Source organism: Psychrobacter sp. DWR1-2-3 (genome assembly GCF_049896465.1).
GTDB lineage: Bacteria > Pseudomonadota > Gammaproteobacteria > Pseudomonadales > Moraxellaceae > Psychrobacter > Psychrobacter maritimus.
Genome location: NZ_JAFCUJ010000003.1, coordinates 283,727 through 302,862 on the forward strand (window position 1 = coordinate 283,727; position 19,136 = coordinate 302,862).

Consider the following 19,136-nt stretch of genomic DNA (forward strand, 5'->3'; position numbering starts at 1 on the left):
TGTACGATTTCATTTTAATTCTGGCTTAATCTTATCGCTAGTTTAGCAGATATAGTATTGCGCGAAATGGCTGATATTTCCACCTATGACTTCAAGTAATTGTGCCTCTTAATAGCCATCTTAGCTGATATATTCTCTGGTGATATTGTTAATATTAACAGTATATACAGACACCATATATCGCTTTGATGGCTTTTATGGCATCATAAGCGCAACACATTTGACTAATTTTGATACTCATTATGATACCGAAGTTCTTAAAAAAACGGATTTTTAAAGCGCCCGTAACGACTGGCGACACGGCAACCACTAAAGACTTAGACAGCGATATCCGCCCAGTCGTACCAAAGCCTTATTCTAATGCCCCGATTAATCAGCTATATCGTAAGCTCTCGGGGCAGATGCTTGATGTTGCCGTCAAGCCAAAGCTATTGGGCGAATTACCTGAGTTTGATGACGACGACAACATTCTCAGATTTTATGTGCTGCAAGACTATTCGCGCTCCAACAGTATTTTGATTGACCTGCAAACACAAGAGCATAATCTGCCACCAGCGTTAGTCGGGGTACAAGATATTGCTCACGACATTAAAGAAAACGCGGCGATTATATTTTTACATCATCCGCATGCCAAAGACAGCCAACTGTCACCTCGCCTATCGCGCTTGGTTTCCGCCGTTTTACAATATCCAGAATTAAAGGTGCGTTTGGTACCAGTCTCCATCCTGTGGGGACGCGCGCCAGAAAAAGAAGACTCATTATTTAAGCTTTTGACTGCCGATAACTGGCAAGACCCCAGTATCACCAAGCAGTTATTTAATATCGGCGTGATGGGACGCGATACCTTTGTTCAATTCCATCCACCGCAAGATTTGCGTACCCTTATCAATGATAGCCTTAAAGGCGATGGCGTAGGATTTTCTGTCTTTGATTCAGTAGCCAGTGATTTAAAAGACAGTCTTGCACAAGATACTTTATTAGAAGACCGTTTATTAAAAGACACTTTATTAACAGAAGGTGCTTTAGAAGATAGCGAATTAACAGCTAATATTCTAAATAACAGTGCTGTAAAGAATAGCAACAGTATCACAAATGAAGTCGACGAAGCGCCAAGCTATGCCATGGTTGCCGCAGCCGATGGCAACCGTGAACTGGTGCGCTCATTGCAACAACAGCTTAATATTTATTTAGACAAACAGCGTGCCAGTATGCTTGGCCCTGATTTGTCAGACAGACGTAACTTGGTCGACAAGTTGGTATATTCGCCAGCTATTAAAAACGCCATAGAAGCCGAAGCAGAGGCTTCTGGTATCAGCGTCCGTGAAGCCCGTGCCTTGGCAAAAGGCTATGCCAATGAGATGGTCAATGACTATTCGCACTCTATCGTGCGCGGTTTTTATAAGTTCCTTACTTGGCTATGGACGCAACTTTATGATGGCGTCGAAGTACATCATTTTGAGCGTGTACGCGAGCTGGCAGCAGATTACGAGCTGGTTTATGTACCTTGTCACCGTAGCCATGTCGACTACCTGCTGCTGTCTTATGTCATCTATAAGCGCGGCCTGAGTATTCCTTATGTTGCTGCTGGTGACAATTTAGATGTGCCAGTATTAGGGCCGTTATTGCGCGGCGCGGTTGCCTTTTATATTCGTCGTAGCTTCCGTGGCAATGCGCTTTATACCGCGGTACTCCGTGAATATATGCACACGCTGATTACCCGTAACACGCCGATTGAATACTTTATCGAGGGCGGACGCTCGCGTTCAGGACGTCTATTACCGCCAAAAATGGGTATGCTGGCGATGACTGTCCATAGTCAATTACGTCACTCTGAGAAACCAGTGGTATTTATACCGACTTATATTGGTTACGAGCGCATCATGGAAGGCGGCACCTATGTCGGTGAGCTAAAAGGCAAACCAAAAGAGTCTGAATCATTAATAGGCTTACTCAAAGTTGGGCGTAAGATTGAGCGTATCTTTGGCAATGTGCATCTAAGTTTTGGCACACCGCTGCATCTTAGCGACTTTATGCAAAAATTTGACGTACCAGCCAATAGCCTGCCTGCCGATCGCACCGATACCCCGCTTGATGATAAAGCCAGCGCCATGGTCGATAATATCGGCGTCAAAGTCATGCAGCATATCAATAAAGCGGCAGTCATTACTCCTGTATCCCTATTATCGTTGGTACTATTATCCGCACCGAAATCGGCGCTTGATGAAGATATTTGCCGTGAGCAAATTGCCCTATATCAAGGTCTGGCTCAGCAGCTACCTTACTCAGCTGATACCGTCATCACCGATATGTCGCCGCAGCAAATTATTGATTATGGGATTAAGCTAAAGCTAATCGAGCGTAGACCGCATATCTTGGGTGATATTATTCAGATTGCCGGTAAGCAAGCTGCTCTGCTCAGCTATTTCCGTAACAATATCCTGCATGTCTTTATTTTATTATCATTCCTATCGGCCTTAGTAGCACGTAATGGTCGCATCGAACGCAGTCGTCTAAATAGCATTGCCGAACAATTATATCCGTTCCTTCAAAGCGAGCTGTTCCTATACTATCCAGCCCACGGCCTGACAGAAACGCTCAATAAAAAAGTCGATAGCTTGCTGGCAAATGGCCTGATTGTAGAATTGAGCGATGGCATGCTGAGCGTCCCTGAGACAAATAGTAAATGCTATCAGCAGCTACAAGTGCTGGCGACGCCTGTTGAACAAAGCCTTGAGCGTTACTTTATGACCCTTGCTCTACTTGCCCAGCAAGGCTCAGGCAATCTGACCGAAAATGAAGTCGTTGACCTCTGTCATCTGCTTGGACAGCGTTTGTCGGTATTGTATGCCGATGATATTCCTGATTTCTTTGACCGTGCTTTATTTACCAGCTTTATCAGTGCCTTGACTCGTCTTGACTACTTGCAGAAAGACGAAGAAACGGGCATCTTAACCTTTGATCAGCGTATCGACCTTATTGCCCATCATGCAAAATATGTACTCAGTCCTGATATGATGCAAATTTTACAGCAAGTAGCTAGCCTCAATGAAGAAGAGATTGCCCACGCCATTACTGAGATTAGTAATAAGAAGCAGCGTAAATTTGGTCGTAAGCGTTAAGTTATATCTCGCAACACTCAATCATTTAGAAAAAAAAGACCTCTAATGGATTAGAGGTCTTTTTTTATATCTAAATTATTGTCCAAAAATACTTATGACAAACACAGTTTTTAGCAAAGATTCTAGGTAGAAATCTTTTTATACTTCATACGCTTCGGACTGGCGTCATCACCCATGGTCTTTTTACGATAAGTTTCAAACTCAGAATAGTTACCATCGAACCAAACTGGGCCTTCATCTTCGAATGCCAAGATATGGGTCGCTATACGGTCAAGGAACCAGCGATCATGCGACACCACCATCACCGTACCTGGGAATACTTGAATAGCATCCTCTAGCGCACGTAAGGTTTCGATATCCAAATCGTTTGATGGTTCATCAAGGAGCAAGACGTTAGCGCCCTGTTTTAGCGTTTTTGCTAATTGTAAGCGGTTACGCTCACCACCTGATAATTGACCGACGTGCTTTTGTTGGTCTGAACCTTTAAAGTTGAAGCGGCCAATATAAGCGCGGCTTGGGGTTTCATAGTCGCCTACTTTGATGATATCAAGGCCGTCAGAGACTTCTTCCCAGACAGTCTTTTTGTCATCTAAGTTATCACGTACCTGTCCGACGTAAGCGACTTTGACACTTTCACCCAAATCGACTGAGCCGGTATCTGGCGTATCACGTTCGGTAATCATGTTAAATAGCGTGGTTTTACCCGCACCGTTTGGACCGATAATACCGACGATAGCGCCCGCTGGCACATTAAAGCTGAGGTTTTCATACAGCAGACGATCGCCAAACGATTTAGAAATATCGTTGACTTCGATGACTTTATTACCCAAACGAGGGCCTGGTGGAATATAAATCTCAGAGGTCTCATTACGCTGCTGGAACTCTTTTGAGTTCAATTCCTCAAAACGCTGCACGCGAGATTTAGACTTAGCCTGTTGACCTTTTTGGTTTTTACGAATCCACTCAAGCTCTTTTTTCAGCGCTTTCGCAAACGATTCTTCTTGTTTATTTTGCTGTTCTAAACGGGTGTTCTTTTGCTCGAGCCATTCAGTGTAGTTGCCTTCGTACGGATAGCCATGGCCACGGTCAAGCTCCAAAATCCACTGAGCGACATTATCCAAGAAATAACGGTCATGGGTAATGGCGACGATGGTACCGCTGTAGTTTTGCAAGAACTGCTCAAGCCAAGCAACCGATTCAGCGTCCAAATGGTTGGTCGGTTCGTCTAGTAACAGCATATCAGGACGTGATAACAGCAGACGGCAAAGTGCCACACGGCGTTTTTCACCACCTGATAGTTTGCTAACGTCAGCATCCCATGGCGGTAGACGCAAAGCATCAGCGGCTTTTTCTAGTTGGGTATTTAAGTTATGCGCATCCCATGCTTGGATGATGTCTTCCATCTTGCCTTGTTCTTCGGCAAGCTTATCAAAGTCGGCATCAGGTTCAGCATATTCGGCATAAATGGCATCAAGGCGTGACAGCGCATCTAAAGCTTCACGCATACCATCTTCGACGTTGCCACGGACGTCTTTGCTATCATCAAGCTGTGGTTCTTGCGGTAGATAACCAACCTTCGTACCTGCTTGCGCGCGTGCTTCGCCGCTAAAGTCTTTATCCACGCCCGCCATGATACGTAGCAAAGTTGATTTACCTGAACCGTTAATACCTAAAACACCGATTTTGGCGCCAGGGAAAAACGACAGGTTGATGTTTTTTAAAATCTCGCGCTTAGGTGGAACAAGTTTTGACACGTTGTTCATCGTGTAGATATATTGAGCCATTAACACTCCGATAGACTGCATAGACGAGACGTGCAAACCAGACTTAGCAATCATGCCAAATGGACTGCGCCTCAAAAATCAGGGTTATAAATTGTTTACCATTATCGCATTGTGGCGCAACCCCTGCAAGCTAACGGACTGTTTTACCTGTCTTTATATGCCTTTTAACTTTTTTTGCAGACTTTTTATTGCGAGTTGCCTATTTTATCCGCCTTCTCTGCCAAAACCTTTATACAAAATCCTCCCTTACAAACTCTTGTCGCAATGTTTGAGCTAAAGCAAGGCTATTAACATTCGTCCTATCTAGCCTTACGGTAAATGACTAGAAAATTCATTTAAAAAAGCTCACAATAAGTGCAATAAAAGGTTAAAACTAAGCAGATCATGCATATGACAGTTATTTAATAATTAATACTTAAATAATCAATATTCAAGAATAGCCAGTTTATCAACCGCTAGGAATAATTATAAATATCAATAATTGGAGAATTTCTATGAGTAATAACGACAAACAGAATCTAGATATCGTACACAATGAGCAAGCTAAGCGTTTTGAAACGACAATCGACGGTCATACGGGTTATATCAGCTATCAAGAGCGCGGCGATCAACTCGTATACGACCATACCATCGTGCCACAAGAATTGGGTGGTCGCGGTATTGGGTCTGCATTGGTTAAGCATGCTTTAAAGTACGCGCAGGATAATAATAAAAAAGTGGTGCCACAGTGCTCGTTTGTCGCCTCATATATTGATAAACACCCTGAATATAAAGGGTTGCTTTAAGCTTAAGAAAACAAGCCAATGATAGGTAAAGCTTTATAGTAGTAACTATATCGTAGTAATTATGCTATAAAAGCATTATCTTGACTTAAGCGCTAAAACGTACGACTACCCTCCTATTTATCTGACGATAATTATTATATTTTTGCTTGCAATGATGTAATAAAAACAATCAGGATTAGGTGGGTTTTTTGTCCTATGTGCTTTGTGTCATAACATTAGGTAAGAGAAGATATATAAAATGAAATAAAAACCCGCAAACTGATAACCCTCCCTAATAATAATAAAGGATATCACCATGAGTAGTTTATCTAACCAACAAATCGACTTACAATTGGAAGACCTGGCTGGCTGGCGGCGCGACGGCAATAGTATTGTCAAAAGCTATCATTTCAGCGATTTTATTGAAGCGATGAGCTTTATGAATCAAGCCGCTTTTTATGCCGAAGCGCTCGAACATCACCCTGAATGGAGTAATACTTATAACGTTGTTGATGTCCGCCTGACCACGCACGATACGGGTGGTATCACAAGCCTAGATATTCGCCTTGCAAAACGTATGGAACATATTATCCAGCCTAAAACTTTCTAGAACCGCATAAGACGTTTGGTACCAAAAGTAATCAAAATAGTCAAAATAGTCAAATTTTAGCCATAAAAAAAGTCCTCAATCGAGGACTTTTTCTTATTACCAATATGGAAAATTACGACCTAAGCAGTCACTGTTCTCTATTACATACGGCGACTAACAAATGCGACAATGAATAGAATCACAGCAATGGCTAGTAGAATATAAGCAAAGTTTGCCGATAGACCAGCGACACCGCCAAAGCCTAGGAAACTTGCAATCAACGCGATTACCGCAAAAATAATGGCCCAACGAAACATAATATTCTCCTCAAATTATGGTTAGAAACTAGATATACAGCTAGCAGTTTTGGTTATTAATGAACTTTCTATCTATCAACCGTTTTACCACTGCACTCTTTTCTTCCTGAAAATCTTCTTTTTGTTTTGATACAACTTATTACTGCGTACGAATATAGATTAGCAATGATTTTCTCTAAAGAACGTTCATTTTGGTAATAATGTCGATAGGTTATGTAAACTTTGTAGCAAATCTTACCATTTTTAAGTTTTTACTTGGCTTTTCAAGACTTATGTGTAGAGATAGTGAATAGTTACTTAAATTCGCTTATTTTTATGACAAAATCTGCTATAAACCTAAATCGGCTACTCTCTGCAGATTACATATCTAATGTCAGTTGCATAATGAATAGAAACAGCTATTTAGCAATTTCACAATAATCGCTATTTAATAAGGAAAATAACTATGAATACGGAAAACTCAAACGAAACAGTGGCATCAAAACAAGCATCAACAAATCAAGAGCCTGCAAACCCTAGTAACAATCGTCCTTATGCAGTAGTTCTTTATGGAGCAACCAGCTTTGTGGGACAGATTACAGCACATTATCTAACAGAATTTTTATCAAATGCTAGAGATAAAAATGGCGCAAACGTTACTTGGGCGATAGCCGGTCGTGATAAAGAAAAACTCAATGAGCTGCAATCTAAACTTGCTAGCAAAGTCGATATTATTATTGCGAATAGTGACGATGCGGCGAGCCTCGATAAAATGACCAAGCAAACCCAAGTTATTATCTCAACCGTTGGCCCTTACCTAAAATATGGCGAGCCTTTGGTTAAGTCTTGCGCGGAAAACGGTACCGATTATGTCGATCTGACCGGTGAAGCCATCTTTATCAAAGATATGATGGATAAGTATCAGGATACGGCAAAACAAAGTGGCGCGCGTATTGTCAACTCATGTGGTTTTGACTCTATCCCATCTGACTTGGGCGTTTACTTTACCCAGCAGCAAGCAGAAGAAAAATTTGGCAGCACCTGTGATGTTATCCATATGCGCGTCAAAGCAGCAAAAGGTGGTTTATCGGGTGGTACAATTGCCTCGATGGCAACTATCTTTGAAGAAGTCGGCCAAGATAAATCCCGCCGTAAGCAAGTAGCAAATCCTTATTTACTCAATGATGATAAAGATGCGCCAAACGTGCGCCAAGCCAATGTCAGCAAACCTGAATACGATGACGAGCATAAACGCTGGCTGGCACCCTTTGTGATGGCAAGTATCAATACTCGCATCGTGCATCGCAGTAACCAACTGCTGGGCTATGAATATGGTCGCGACTTTAAGTATGACGAAGCAATGTGGATGAAAGATGGCCTTAAAGGTAAGCTATCAAGCTATGCGATGAGTGCAGGCTTATTAGGTTTTGCCACTGCCATGATGATTACGCCAAGTCGCGAGCTTTTATCTAAGCACGTATTGCCTAAATCAGGCTCGGGTCCTTCTAAAGAAGAGCAAGAAAATGGCTATTTTGATATTCGTCTATTTGGCCAGACCGCCGATAAAGATAGCATCAATACTAAAGTCACCGGTGACAAAGATCCTGGTTATGGCAGCACCTCGCGCATGTTGGCCCAAGCAGCATTATGCTTAGCACAGGATATAAGTAAAGAAGAGGTTGGTGGCGGTTTTTGGACGCCCGCCTCCGCCATGGGCGATAGCTTATTAACGCGTTTAGAAGCGCACGCTGGTCTTAGCTTTGAAGTCGTCGATGCTTAATAACATTCATGCTTAAAACCAAGGTAATGTGATTTTAACTAATATAGTACTGACCGCCTCTTAGTAATAAGAGGCGGTTTTTTTATTGTCTATACTTTTTCGGCTTATTTTTTATCTGACAATAACCATACAGTAGTTGCACAAAATCACCTATAAACATCCATCTGTTAGACTTTTAATTTATGTACTACTGAATCAACGCTTGTTTAGTTGGTATTCTCCCCTCTAGATTTTTATAACGGCTTTAATTTGGCTTATAAAACTCTTTATCCAAATCGATCATGATAATCGCTTACTGGTTATCATGATTTTATTTTTCCTATAGATTAGATGTTAGTTATATTAAATATATAGATTCAAAATATTAAATAAATCTCGATATTTGGCTGTTATATACAGCACACAAAATAGGCGTCAAGTTTGAAATGCTTTAAACTGACATGATAAGACTATAAATTAAGGAATTAATTCATGAAAAAAAGTACTTTATCTTTATCGCTACTCATTGGCGCTGCACTCACTATCCCAAGTTTGGCTATGGCAGTACCTGCTGATAAAGCAGCAGCAGAGAAGCAAACGGCGGTTGCTGCAACCACACTTGAGACTGCAAGCGAAAACACCAGTAGTAAGTCAGTAGCCAATCAAGCTAATCCAATTCAAATTAGCGAAACTCAAACTATCTCAAGATCAAAGGTCAGTGTTAACAATAGCGCTAGCCAACAGCCGATGACCACTGAGCTACAAGCTGAGCAAGCGGCTATGCAAAATCCAGAAGATGCGCTGCAGCCACAAGCACAAGCACAAGCACAAGCACAAGATGAAATGCTAGAAGAAGAAGCTGTATTAGAAGAAGAGACAGAAGAAGACGTAGAAGTAACGGAAGATTTATAAATTATAGGTCAAACGCTTGTATGAGTAGATAAAACCTTAAAGTTCTTTATTGCTAACTGAGCTATTACCAACAAGGCTATTATCAACAAGCCAAACCACTCCTAAAGGGACTCCTCCAATATATTCCCAATAAAAAAGGCAGCCATCGATGGCTGCCTTTTTTAGTTGTTTATCGTTAAATAAAACCCTTATAACCATAAACAGTCATTACTATGAACTACCCACTACCTAAAGATGTAGGGGTTTCTTGGGTAATACCGATACTTATTTGCGGTGTTTTGCAATAGCGGTTAGGCAAATTTACCGAGCTATCCCCCTCGCACCGAGGGTTCACAATTATTGCTGTTTTCAAGCAATTCGGATACAGACTAACGCTGATGTTATTAGATTGCTCTAAAGGTCTGAAATGCTGTCCTAGAGTAGAATTTATCAACTAAGCGGTAGGCTGTCAAGACGTATTCATCACACTACCTTAGAGGCAGGGGATTTCTACGCAGTTTTTGTTAAACAGACACTATTTTTTAGCTTTGGTCACGCCAGCTTCTTGTAATAATGCCCCAAGCGTACCCATTTTACTAGGTGCTTCTGCTTTCTCAGCTCTAGGCGCTTTACTGCGGTTATTGGCGCTGTCTTTATCTTGACGATTGCCACGCGGTTTTGTTACACGCTTATCAGCCGCTGGACGGTTACTAGCTGGACGATTGCTGCGTGGACGGCTAGCCTTATCGTCATTACCTGTACCTTCTGCAGTCGACTTCGCAGCTGGGCGTACTGGTTTTTCAGACTCAGGCTTCATGCTAAAGCCGATACGGCCACGTTTTTCATCGATAGAAATCACACGTACCGAGACGATATCGCCTGGCTTAACGCGGTTCATCGGGTCAGCGACGAAGTCATTGGCCATCTGTGAGATATGGACCAGACCATCTTGATGAACACCGACATCGACGAAGCAACCAAAGGCTGTGACGTTGGTAACAACGCCTTCAAGCTGCATACCTTCGCTCAAGTCTTTAATACTATTAACGTCTTCACGGAAGTTAGCCGTTTTAAACTCAGGACGTGGGTCGCGTGCAGGCTTGGCAAGCTCTTCAATGATGGCTTTAACACTGATATTGTCATCGTTAGCAGCAAGCGCAGTGGTATCGATGCTGTTTAGCACACCATCGTTACCGATGACTTCTGGCAACGTTTTACCGGTTTGCTCAAGTAAGCTGTCAACCAGCGCATAGCTTTCTGGATGCACGCCTGTCGCATCAAGTGGATTGCTACCGCCATGGACGCGTAAGAAACCTGCGGCTTGCTCAAAGGTTTTTACCCCTAAGCGTGGGACGTTCTTTAATGCTTCACGGCTATCAAAGGCGCCATGCTCTTTACGATAGGTGACGATTTGCTGGGCGACATTTTTATTCAAACCAGCAATATGCGCCAAAATAGCAGGACTTGCCGTATTTACATCAACACCAACGGCGTTTACGCTGTCTTGGGTGACTTTATCAAGGCTATCTGCTAATTGAGTTTGATTGACATCATGCTGATATTGACCAACGCCAATCGCTTTTGGATCAACTTTAACCAATTCTGATAGCGGATCTTGCAAGCGACGAGCGATAGAAACCGCACCGCGTACAGAGACATCTAAATTAGCAAGCTCGTCACTGGCAAGCTCACTCGCCGAATAAACTGATGCGCCTGATTCATTAACGATAACGGCTTTGGCTTTTAACTCAGCGTTGGCGGCCAGAATCTCTTTAATCATCGCGTCTGTTTCGCGGCTCGCCGTACCATTACCGATAGCCACCAAATCTACACTATAAGTGCTTAATAATTCATCGATGACTTTTTTGGCTTCATCCATCTTATTATCAGGGGCGAATGGATAAACGGTTGCGACGACAGGCTTGTCTTCGATGTCTAGCATGACATGGCCTTGGGCATCGACAATCGCCATTTTAACGCCATGACGGATACCCGGATCAACACCTAAAATCACTTTACGGCCAGCAGGCGCTGACATGAGTAAATGCTGTAAATTATTGGCAAATACATCAATCGCATCGGCTTCAGCGGTCAGACGTTTTTCTGTCAATAAACGATGCTCGATATGCGGACGCCATTTTTCTTTCCATAAACTGGTCGCCGCCTCCACTAAAAATTCTTGACGTTCTGCTGGCGCTTTGGCATCAATCTCAAAGTGCTTGACGATTTTTTCGATAAATGGAGCGTCTTCGCCTTCGATTTTAAGACCTAAAACGTTTTCTTGGCGACCGCGCAGCATCGCTAATAGGCGATGATTTGGCAGACGCGCCAAGCTTTCACTATGCTCAAAGTAGTCTTTGAATTTTTCGCCAACTTCACGTTTTTCTTCACTAGCAACAGCAGAGACGATACTGGCGGTTTTAGCAAAGCCACTGCGCAGATTATCGAGTAAATCCAACGCCTGCGTCCATTCATCAACGATGATGGCTTGTACGCCTGCCAATTGCTTGTCGATATCGCTGAAGTCGACTTCAATCTCATTACCGCTATCATCGGTAATGCTAGATTGTGCTTGATAGTCGGCCAGTGCTGCTGTCGGCGTAATCTCTTGCGTTAAGACCGCTTGTGCGGCCACATCAAGACCGGCGGCACGGGCTTTAGCAGCCGGTGAACGGCGACGTGGACGGTATGGCAAGTAGATGTCTTCAAGCTCAAGTTTCGACGTCGCATTATCAATGCGCGTCTGCAGCTCGTCAGTCAAATTACCCTGCGTGCTCAGCAGCTCGGTAATTTTGAGGCGACGGGTTGCCATGTCACGCTCATAATTGAGCGACTTCTCTAAAGCTCGCAGCTGCGCATCGTCAAGATTCTGCGTCTTTTCTTTACGGTAACGGGCAATAAACGGAACGGTCGCACCTTCATCGTAAAGTTTGACAAACGCATTGACTTGAGCAGTCTTAATGCCAAGCGCGCGAGCAAGCTTGTCGTGAATATTCGCGTGTGTGGTTGCATCCAAAACCTGTGCATTTGTCGAGGTTTGAGATGGCGTTAAGGTATCAGTGCTACTCATAGACGTATCAATCGTTGAGAAATGTAGTTTTGCATTATAGCAAAAGCTGCATGAATAAAAATCCTTTTTATCTTTTCGTTATTTATCGCCTGTTTTATGGCAAAAATCGTCTGATATCGTTCTTTCTAACGCCTTGTTAAACAAACGCATACAGCATTTATCCGTATCAGTGATGCAATTGCGCCTGCAATCTTATACACTAAAGTATCAAGGGCACAAATATGGCTAAGCCCTGCCATATTGAACAAAAGTCTTTATTTTTATAGGTTTTTTCGACGACTATATTTTTTATGACAACTAATGGTTTGCTAATCATGATTTACTTATCAACGGATTGATCATTAAATAACAATAAGATTTTTACCCGCGTTTTTAATGGTATTTTTATAAACGTTTTTTACTAAAAACTGCTACTAATAATAATTTTTATAAGAGGATGACTGTATGACAGATAATAACAGCCCTGACACCTTAAACCAGCGCATTTTGGTCGTTGATGACGATGCACGCTTGCGCTCTTTATTACAACGCTTTCTAGAAGACGATGGTTTTGTTGTCCGTACGGCCCATGATGGTAATCAGATGGACAAATTGATGCAACGTGAGCTGTTCTCATTGGTGGTTTTGGATTTGATGCTACCAGGCGAAGACGGTATTAGTATCTGTAAGCGCTTGCGTGAAGATAATGGTGATATCCCGATTATCATGCTTACTGCCAAAGGTGGCGATGCCGATCGTATCGCTGGCCTTGAAGCCGGCGCTGATGACTATCTGCCAAAGCCATTTAACCCAAAAGAGCTATTGGCCCGTATCAAAGCGGTGCTGCGTCGTCAAAATCGTGAGCTACCGGGTGCGCCAAGTCATCAGCTAGAAGTGGTTGAGTTTGGACCATGGACGCTTGATTTATCGACCCGTACCCTTAAACGTGATGGCAATGTTGTCACTTTGACGACCGGTGAATTTTCAGTATTAAAAGCTTTGGTACAGCATCCACGTGAGCCATTAACACGTGATAAATTGATGAACCTTGCCCGTGGTCGTGAATGGGGCGCGATGGAGCGCTCTATCGATGTACAAGTGTCACGTTTGCGCCGTCTGATTGAAGACAATCCTTCACAAGCGCGTTATATTCAAACCGTTTGGGGCGTAGGTTATGTATTCGTACCAGACGAAGCAGAAGTTGAAGCGGCCAAAAATGAGTCGTTATAAACTCATAAATGCTGCTTGCGGCTATTGATACCTCAGATGGTTAATATCTCATCCTATTAATATCACGGGCGCAACATTGAAATCACCTATTATGCTTCAAAACATACCCTGCACCTTGGTGACAGGGTTTTTGGGTTCTGGCAAAACCACCCTCATTAATCAATTAATTGCGACCAAACCAACAGGTGAACGCTGGGCGTTATTAATCAATGAGTTTGGTCGTATCGGGATCGATGGCGCGCTACTAGCCAGCTCACAAGATAGCCATACGACACATGACATCGCCATTCGTGAAGTGAGCGGCGGCTGCATTTGTTGTACCAGTCAGTTGCCACTACAAATCGCTCTGAGTCGCCTGCTCAGTGACCATCATCCAAAGCGTCTGCTTATCGAGCCAACAGGGCTTGCCCATCCGCGTGAGCTTGTCCAACAGCTTAGCGCGCCGCATTGGCAAACGGCTTTAAAGATGCAAGCGGTCATCACGGTGCTTAGCGCCCTGCAATGGCAACAAGAAAAGTATCGTACTCATGAAGGTTTTCAGGCGCATGTCCGCGATGCCGATGTTTTGGTCATTAATCGCTATACTCAATTAAGCACTGACGAAAGACAAGCGCTTCAAGCATGGGTAGCCAAGCTCAATGCACAGATTTCTATTATTTGGGCAGAATCTGACAAGCAGATAACCACTCATACGATAAATACATCCACAGGCTATTCAGCAGCATTAAGTGCACAGCTATCCAAACCCAGTTTTGTCATCTCAAAGCAGCAAAGAGTCAATATCGCTGAGCCATACAGAGCTGTTGTGGGCTTAAAGCCAAATCCGCTGAGTCATTCTTTAACAGCTAATACCTTCCACAATCCTAAAAGCAATGACGATAATAAGCCCGATACAAGTGTAGAGCTGCCCTATCGTTATCATGAGCAACAGCAAGATATTCTACTGGCAGGGTGGCGACTACCAGCAGAATATGTATTAGATGCCGATAAGTTACAGGATTGGCTGTTAAAGCTGCCAAATTGGCAACGTATCAAAGGCATTGTGCATACCTCTCATGGCTGGCTACAAATCAATTTTACTCCTGATAGCTTGTCCACAAAGACAGTGAGCGCACAAGCAGATAACCGACTAGAGATTATTTTGCAAGCAAGTACTGAGCAAGAAGATGCGACAGCGGTTAAGGTAGATTGGGAAGTGTATGACCTTGAGCTGATGGCATTGATGTTATAGATAGTTATAGTTATTGATTGCCTAGCCAGCTATCGGCAGTGATAGACAGATTATTGATAATAATTGCCAGTAATGATAATGCTGATAAAGATAAAACCGATAAAAATCCCCCACTATCAACATAATGGGGGATTTTCTATTAACGCAATTGACTGTCTTTACTACCGCGGCGATTAAATAGCTCAGTCGCCTTTGCTTCTTGTTCAAGCTCCGTTTGACAGCCGACGCAGTGCTGCACGCCTGGCACGGCAATACGCCGCGCTTCTGGAATCGGATTGCCGCATTCATCACAGAACTCAGCACTTGTACCCGTTGGCAGCGCACGCCGTGCCCGCTCTAACGCATCGTTGACAGTCGCATCCATTTGCTCATGCTCTGCCCCATCTCTTGACCAGCCACCTGCCATAATCCCATCCTATTTTCTTATTAACGATATTTAAATCATAATTTATAAAAGTCTTTAATAACAAATAGATGGGGTTATAAGTCGCTTATTTCAATAAATACGCAATTTTATAAACAATTATAAAAATACTGCCCTATAAGACTACAGGTGCTGATTAATATTAATCTTTTGGTTGGAGCTCAACCACTTGACCGCGCACACCGATGCTCTCATCACTCATCAAAAACACATAACCGCCCATAATATCTTCCGGGGTTTTTAGGCTCATCGGATTTTCACCGGGAAAGGCATGGGCGCGCATATTGGTACGGGTACCACCAGGATTGATACAGTTAAAGCGCAAGTTAGTGGTATTCTGCGTTTCTTGGGTAAAGATATCGCTCATGCCTTCTACCGCTTGCTTAGAGAGTGCATACGCGCCCCAAAATGCGCGAGGATGGGTGCCGACGCTACTAGAGGTAAAGACAATCGAACCATGTGCTGCGTCCTTAAGTAAAGGCAGCAGCGCTTGTGTGAGCATAAAGGTTGACGTAAAGTTGACCTTCATTACTTGGGCAAACATATCAACATCGTACATCTCAAGTGGCGTCAAAGCCCCAAGCATGCCCGCATTATGCAAAATACCATCAAGCTGACCAACTTCTTTAGCAATCAAGTTCTCTAACTTTTGCATCTCAGCATAGGTTGCGCCTTCTAGATTCATCGGTAGCATGGCTGGCTGCTTGCCACCAAAGCTCTCAATTTCATCATAAACGTATTCAAGCTTACTGCTAGTACGCCCCAACAATAATACCGTCGCGCCATAGCGCGCATAGGTTAAGGCGGCGATACGCCCGATACCATCACCGGCACCCGTTACCAAGATAGTTTTACCATCTAAACAGTCATCAGGCGGTATAAAATTACGAATATCGTCGTGCGATACAGCTGGCACAGAAGCTTGCGCCGCTGATGGCATCTGTTGCTGGCTAGTAGGCTGATTAGTATTGTCACTCATGGCATTACTCACTGCTTATTATTTAATAGGTAGGGTGCTTAATAGCTATTTCGTTAAATGGTTTATTTGCTTTATAAGGCTTATTTGCTTTATAAATAGTCAAACTTGCCAGAAGAAAGCAATAATTTATTCAAGTCTGCAGGGGTTTCGGTAATATAATCTGCACCCCATTTCTTAAGGTTTTTTTGATCTTCAGGTGGAATATAACCGTAAGCGGCTAAGATAGTCGGCATACCCGCAGCCTTGCCAGCTTCGATGTCGCGTATATGATCGCCGACATAAAGCACGCTTTCAGCGGCACCGCGCGGGATAGAGAGTCTTTCTAATGCTGCATACATAGGCTCTGGATCGGGTTTAGAGCGCGATACATCATCTGGACACACCAGTACCGAACAGCGCCCGTCTAACTGCATTTTTTCTAATAACTGCTCAGCGAGATAACGCGGCTTATTGGTCACAATACCCCATGGCACGCTTTTTTCTTCTAATGCGCGCAGCACCTCTTCAAGCTCGCTAAAAACGCAACTATCGACACAGATTTCCGCTTCATAATCGTCTAAGAACTGCTGACGAAACTCCAGTAACTCAGATTCGCTGACCTCAAGTTGGTCGTTATGACGCAGCATCAACTGTACCATCGCCGAGGCACCGGCAGAGACTTGCTCACGAATTTCGGCTTCAGGTGGCGCTTGCCAATCATTTTCGCCGCTCATTTTACCAATAATGCGGACGAAATCAGCGGCAGTATCGATTAATGTGCCATCAAGGTCAAACAAGACAGCTTTTACAAATTGGCTCATAACGGGCGCTCTTAATATTAATTTAAAACATTGATTTAAAAAGTGGTCAAAAAGGAATGCTTATAAAAGGCGATTTACGCCAGTGGCTTTTGTACCGCCATCATATAATTAACATCGACGTTTTGTGCCAACCAATAACGCTTGGTCAATGGATTATAATGCAGTCCAATGATGTCTTGACGGGTAAAGCCTGCCGTTATCGCCATTTTATCCAATTCAGCTGGGGTGATAAATTTGGCGTAATCATGGGTGCCGCGATCAAGCAGGCGCAATACATACTCTGCCCCAACGATGGCAAACAGGTACGATTTAGGATTGCGGTTAATCGTCGATAGCACGCAAACGCCGCCCGGTGCCAATAGCGTAAAGCACGCCTCGACAATGGCAGCTGGGTCTGGCACATGCTCAAGCATCTCCATACAGGTCACAACATCAAATTGACCAGCATGGGTAGCCGCTAACTGCTCAATAGGAATATGCTGATAACGCAAGGTAGCATTTAAGTTGCTTTGCTCAGCATGTAAGGCCGCCGCTTTGAGGTTTTCGGTACCGAGGTCGATACCGGTGACATCAGCACCGCGACGTGCCATTGATTCTGCCAAGATACCGCCGCCGCAACCGACATCAAGGACTTTTTTAGCCGCCAAGCCCATCTCTGCCGTTTTACTGCTATCAGCACTCATAAAGCCGCGCTTCACGTTTTCTTCTATCCAGTTAAGGCGTAGCGGATTGATTTCGTGCAAAGTAGCAAAAGCGCCAGTTTTATTCCACCACTCGCTTGCCAAGTTATTGAATTTTTCCACTTCGCTGGCATCGACATTGATAGCAGTATTTTGGTTAAAGTCACTAGTAGCAGTATTGGTAGCTGGCTCGTTATTTGCGTAATCGTTTGAATCGTTGTTTGACTGATGATTCACAGGCTGGGCAGAAGAGAAAGCTTGGCTCATAGGGTTTTTCCTTTATGGGTATTATAGTTATTATCGTTTATAGGCATGTTGACATGCTCAATAGCAGTATGCCCAATATTAGCATGAGAGCGGCGACTTTGTCGTGAGTACATCGTCACCGATTGTGAATCGCGGCAGTAAATACTTAAGTTTTAATGAACATGTCAGCGTTATGATTGTTAAGCAGCAGACCTTTATACAAGCGGAAAATATGAAACTGTTTTATAACTTTGAATATTATTAATAAGTCTTTCTTAATAAGTCTTAGTGAATAATCACCTTTCTCTGTGACAAAACTTAATAGCTGTCAGCTTAAAACTAGCCGCTTAAAAATGATAAGTAAGATACCTTAAATAATAGCTCACAGCTTTACAACCGTTAGTTAAGAATCGGGTTCACAAGTGCGGGCATTTTACGCTATTATAGTCCGTACTCTATTATAGGTCGATTTAGCAAAGACAATTTAGATAATGCATTGTCGTTTATCTACTTTCAAACCTATATAAATGCGCTAAGCAACTTTTGATCTGAAAATTTGCACCAAACATTTTAAATTTTGACACCTCAAGGAACAAGTATGAAACGTATCATCGCATTGACTGGTCTGGCTTGTGCTATTGGGCTGGCCAATATGGGCGCGCAAGCCGCCAATTATGTCGCAGGAAAAGATTACCGTGTGCTAGACAATCCAGAAAAAATCAGCGGTGATGCTATCATTGTGCGTGAATTTTTCTGGTATGGCTGCCCGCATTGTAACGTCCTAAATCCGCATATGGAAAAATGGGCAAAAACCAAAGATAAAGACGTGGCATTCTTTAAAACCCCAGCAGCGCTTAACCCAGTTTGGGAAGCCAGTGCCCGTGGTTTTTATGCCGCGCAATTATTAGGTTATGAAAACAAGACCCATGATGCGCTATTTGATGCGGTACATAAAGACGGCAAGCAATTATTTGACCAAGCGTCATTGAGCAAATGGTATGCCTCACAAGGCGTCAACGAAAAGAAATTTAACAGCCTATATAACTCATTTGCGGTTGGAACAAAAATTGGTCGCTCACAAGCAGGCGCCAAGCGTTATCAGCTTTCAGGTGTCCCAGCGGTTGTCGTCCATGGTAAATATGTAGTGACCGGCGAAAGCGCCACTGTACCTAAAGTAGTTGATTATCTGGTCGATAAAGTACGTGCAGAGAAAAAATAAGTCAGTCTGCACAATTGATTAACCAGTATTAGTTTATAGAAAAATATAAAAAGCCAATCATCACTGATTGGCTTTT

Annotated in this window: 16 protein-coding genes; 9 read left to right on the plus strand and 7 right to left on the minus strand. The window is 43.2% G+C overall.

Features of this window, described 5'->3' with window-relative positions:
- Positions 1-242 precede the first annotated feature (242 nt).
- Positions 243-3,119: a glycerol-3-phosphate 1-O-acyltransferase PlsB gene (gene plsB / locus ACP7AA_RS07565; protein WP_426223133.1), complete on the plus strand. Its 2,877-nt coding sequence runs from the start codon at positions 243-245 to the stop codon at positions 3,117-3,119.
- A 122-nt stretch (positions 3,120-3,241) separates the two neighbouring features.
- On the opposite strand, the gene ettA is transcribed toward plsB, so the two are convergent.
- Complete coding sequence (gene ettA, locus ACP7AA_RS07570; protein ID WP_068407755.1) at positions 3,242-4,903, minus strand: energy-dependent translational throttle protein EttA; 1,662 nt, start codon at positions 4,901-4,903, stop codon at positions 3,242-3,244.
- A 494-nt stretch (positions 4,904-5,397) separates the two neighbouring features.
- Between ettA and ACP7AA_RS07575 the strand changes: the two genes are divergently transcribed.
- Positions 5,398-5,688, plus strand: a complete 291-nt coding sequence (locus ACP7AA_RS07575) for a GNAT family N-acetyltransferase (protein ID WP_426223134.1) — start codon at positions 5,398-5,400, stop codon at positions 5,686-5,688.
- A 295-nt stretch (positions 5,689-5,983) separates the two neighbouring features.
- Positions 5,984-6,277: a 4a-hydroxytetrahydrobiopterin dehydratase gene (locus ACP7AA_RS07580; protein ID WP_068407727.1), complete on the plus strand. Its 294-nt coding sequence runs from the start codon at positions 5,984-5,986 to the stop codon at positions 6,275-6,277.
- A gap of 140 nt (positions 6,278-6,417) precedes the next feature.
- On the opposite strand, the gene ACP7AA_RS07585 is transcribed toward ACP7AA_RS07580, so the two are convergent.
- On the minus strand, positions 6,418-6,573 hold the full coding sequence (locus ACP7AA_RS07585) for a DUF1328 domain-containing protein (protein ID WP_068407724.1): 156 nt from the start codon (positions 6,571-6,573) through the stop codon (positions 6,418-6,420).
- Between the two features lie 445 nt (positions 6,574-7,018).
- Between ACP7AA_RS07585 and ACP7AA_RS07590 the strand changes: the two genes are divergently transcribed.
- The gene (locus ACP7AA_RS07590) at positions 7,019-8,332 is read left to right on the plus strand and encodes a saccharopine dehydrogenase family protein (protein ID WP_426223135.1); all 1,314 of its coding nucleotides are present in this window, start codon (positions 7,019-7,021) and stop codon (positions 8,330-8,332) included.
- A gap of 471 nt (positions 8,333-8,803) precedes the next feature.
- A complete protein-coding gene (locus tag ACP7AA_RS07595) occupies positions 8,804-9,223 on the plus strand; it encodes a hypothetical protein (protein ID WP_426223136.1) in 420 nt (139 codons plus the stop codon).
- Positions 9,224-9,737: 514 nt separating this feature from the next.
- Here the strand turns inward: ACP7AA_RS07595 and ACP7AA_RS07600 are convergent.
- Entirely contained in the window at positions 9,738-12,272 is a 2,535-nt protein-coding gene (locus ACP7AA_RS07600; protein WP_426223137.1) for a helix-hairpin-helix domain-containing protein, read from the minus strand.
- A 444-nt stretch (positions 12,273-12,716) separates the two neighbouring features.
- On the opposite strand from ACP7AA_RS07600, the gene ompR reads away from it, so the two are divergent.
- Together ompR and ACP7AA_RS07610 are read left to right on the plus strand one after the other, a co-directional pair.
- Positions 12,717-13,481, plus strand: a complete 765-nt coding sequence (gene ompR, locus ACP7AA_RS07605; RefSeq protein ID WP_201565950.1) for a two-component system response regulator OmpR — start codon at positions 12,717-12,719, stop codon at positions 13,479-13,481.
- Between the two features lie 91 nt (positions 13,482-13,572).
- On the plus strand, positions 13,573-14,712 hold the full coding sequence (locus ACP7AA_RS07610; RefSeq protein WP_426223138.1) for a CobW family GTP-binding protein: 1,140 nt from the start codon (positions 13,573-13,575) through the stop codon (positions 14,710-14,712).
- 139 nt (positions 14,713-14,851) lie between these two features.
- Here ACP7AA_RS07610 and ACP7AA_RS07615 read toward each other — a convergent pair whose 3' ends face one another.
- From ACP7AA_RS07615 to ubiG, 4 genes are all read right to left on the minus strand, one after another.
- Positions 14,852-15,118 carry a DksA/TraR family C4-type zinc finger protein gene (locus ACP7AA_RS07615; RefSeq protein WP_426223139.1) on the minus strand — a complete coding sequence of 89 codons (267 nt, stop codon included), beginning with the start codon at positions 15,116-15,118 and terminating at the stop codon, positions 14,852-14,854.
- Positions 15,119-15,278: 160 nt separating this feature from the next.
- Entirely contained in the window at positions 15,279-16,076 is a 798-nt protein-coding gene (locus ACP7AA_RS07620) for a YciK family oxidoreductase (protein WP_201564389.1), read from the minus strand.
- 128 nt (positions 16,077-16,204) lie between these two features.
- Positions 16,205-16,915: an HAD family hydrolase gene (locus ACP7AA_RS07625; protein ID WP_426223140.1), complete on the minus strand. Its 711-nt coding sequence runs from the start codon at positions 16,913-16,915 to the stop codon at positions 16,205-16,207.
- A gap of 74 nt (positions 16,916-16,989) precedes the next feature.
- Positions 16,990-17,862 carry a bifunctional 2-polyprenyl-6-hydroxyphenol methylase/3-demethylubiquinol 3-O-methyltransferase UbiG gene (gene ubiG / locus ACP7AA_RS07630; protein ID WP_426223141.1) on the minus strand — a complete coding sequence of 291 codons (873 nt, stop codon included), beginning with the start codon at positions 17,860-17,862 and terminating at the stop codon, positions 16,990-16,992.
- Between the two features lie 103 nt (positions 17,863-17,965).
- On the opposite strand from ubiG, the gene ACP7AA_RS07635 reads away from it, so the two are divergent.
- Entirely contained in the window at positions 17,966-18,106 is a 141-nt protein-coding gene (locus tag ACP7AA_RS07635; protein WP_426223142.1) for a hypothetical protein, read from the plus strand.
- Between the two features lie 333 nt (positions 18,107-18,439).
- On the plus strand, positions 18,440-19,060 hold the full coding sequence (locus ACP7AA_RS07640; RefSeq protein WP_183619492.1) for a thiol:disulfide interchange protein DsbA/DsbL: 621 nt from the start codon (positions 18,440-18,442) through the stop codon (positions 19,058-19,060).
- Positions 19,061-19,136 lie beyond the last annotated feature (76 nt).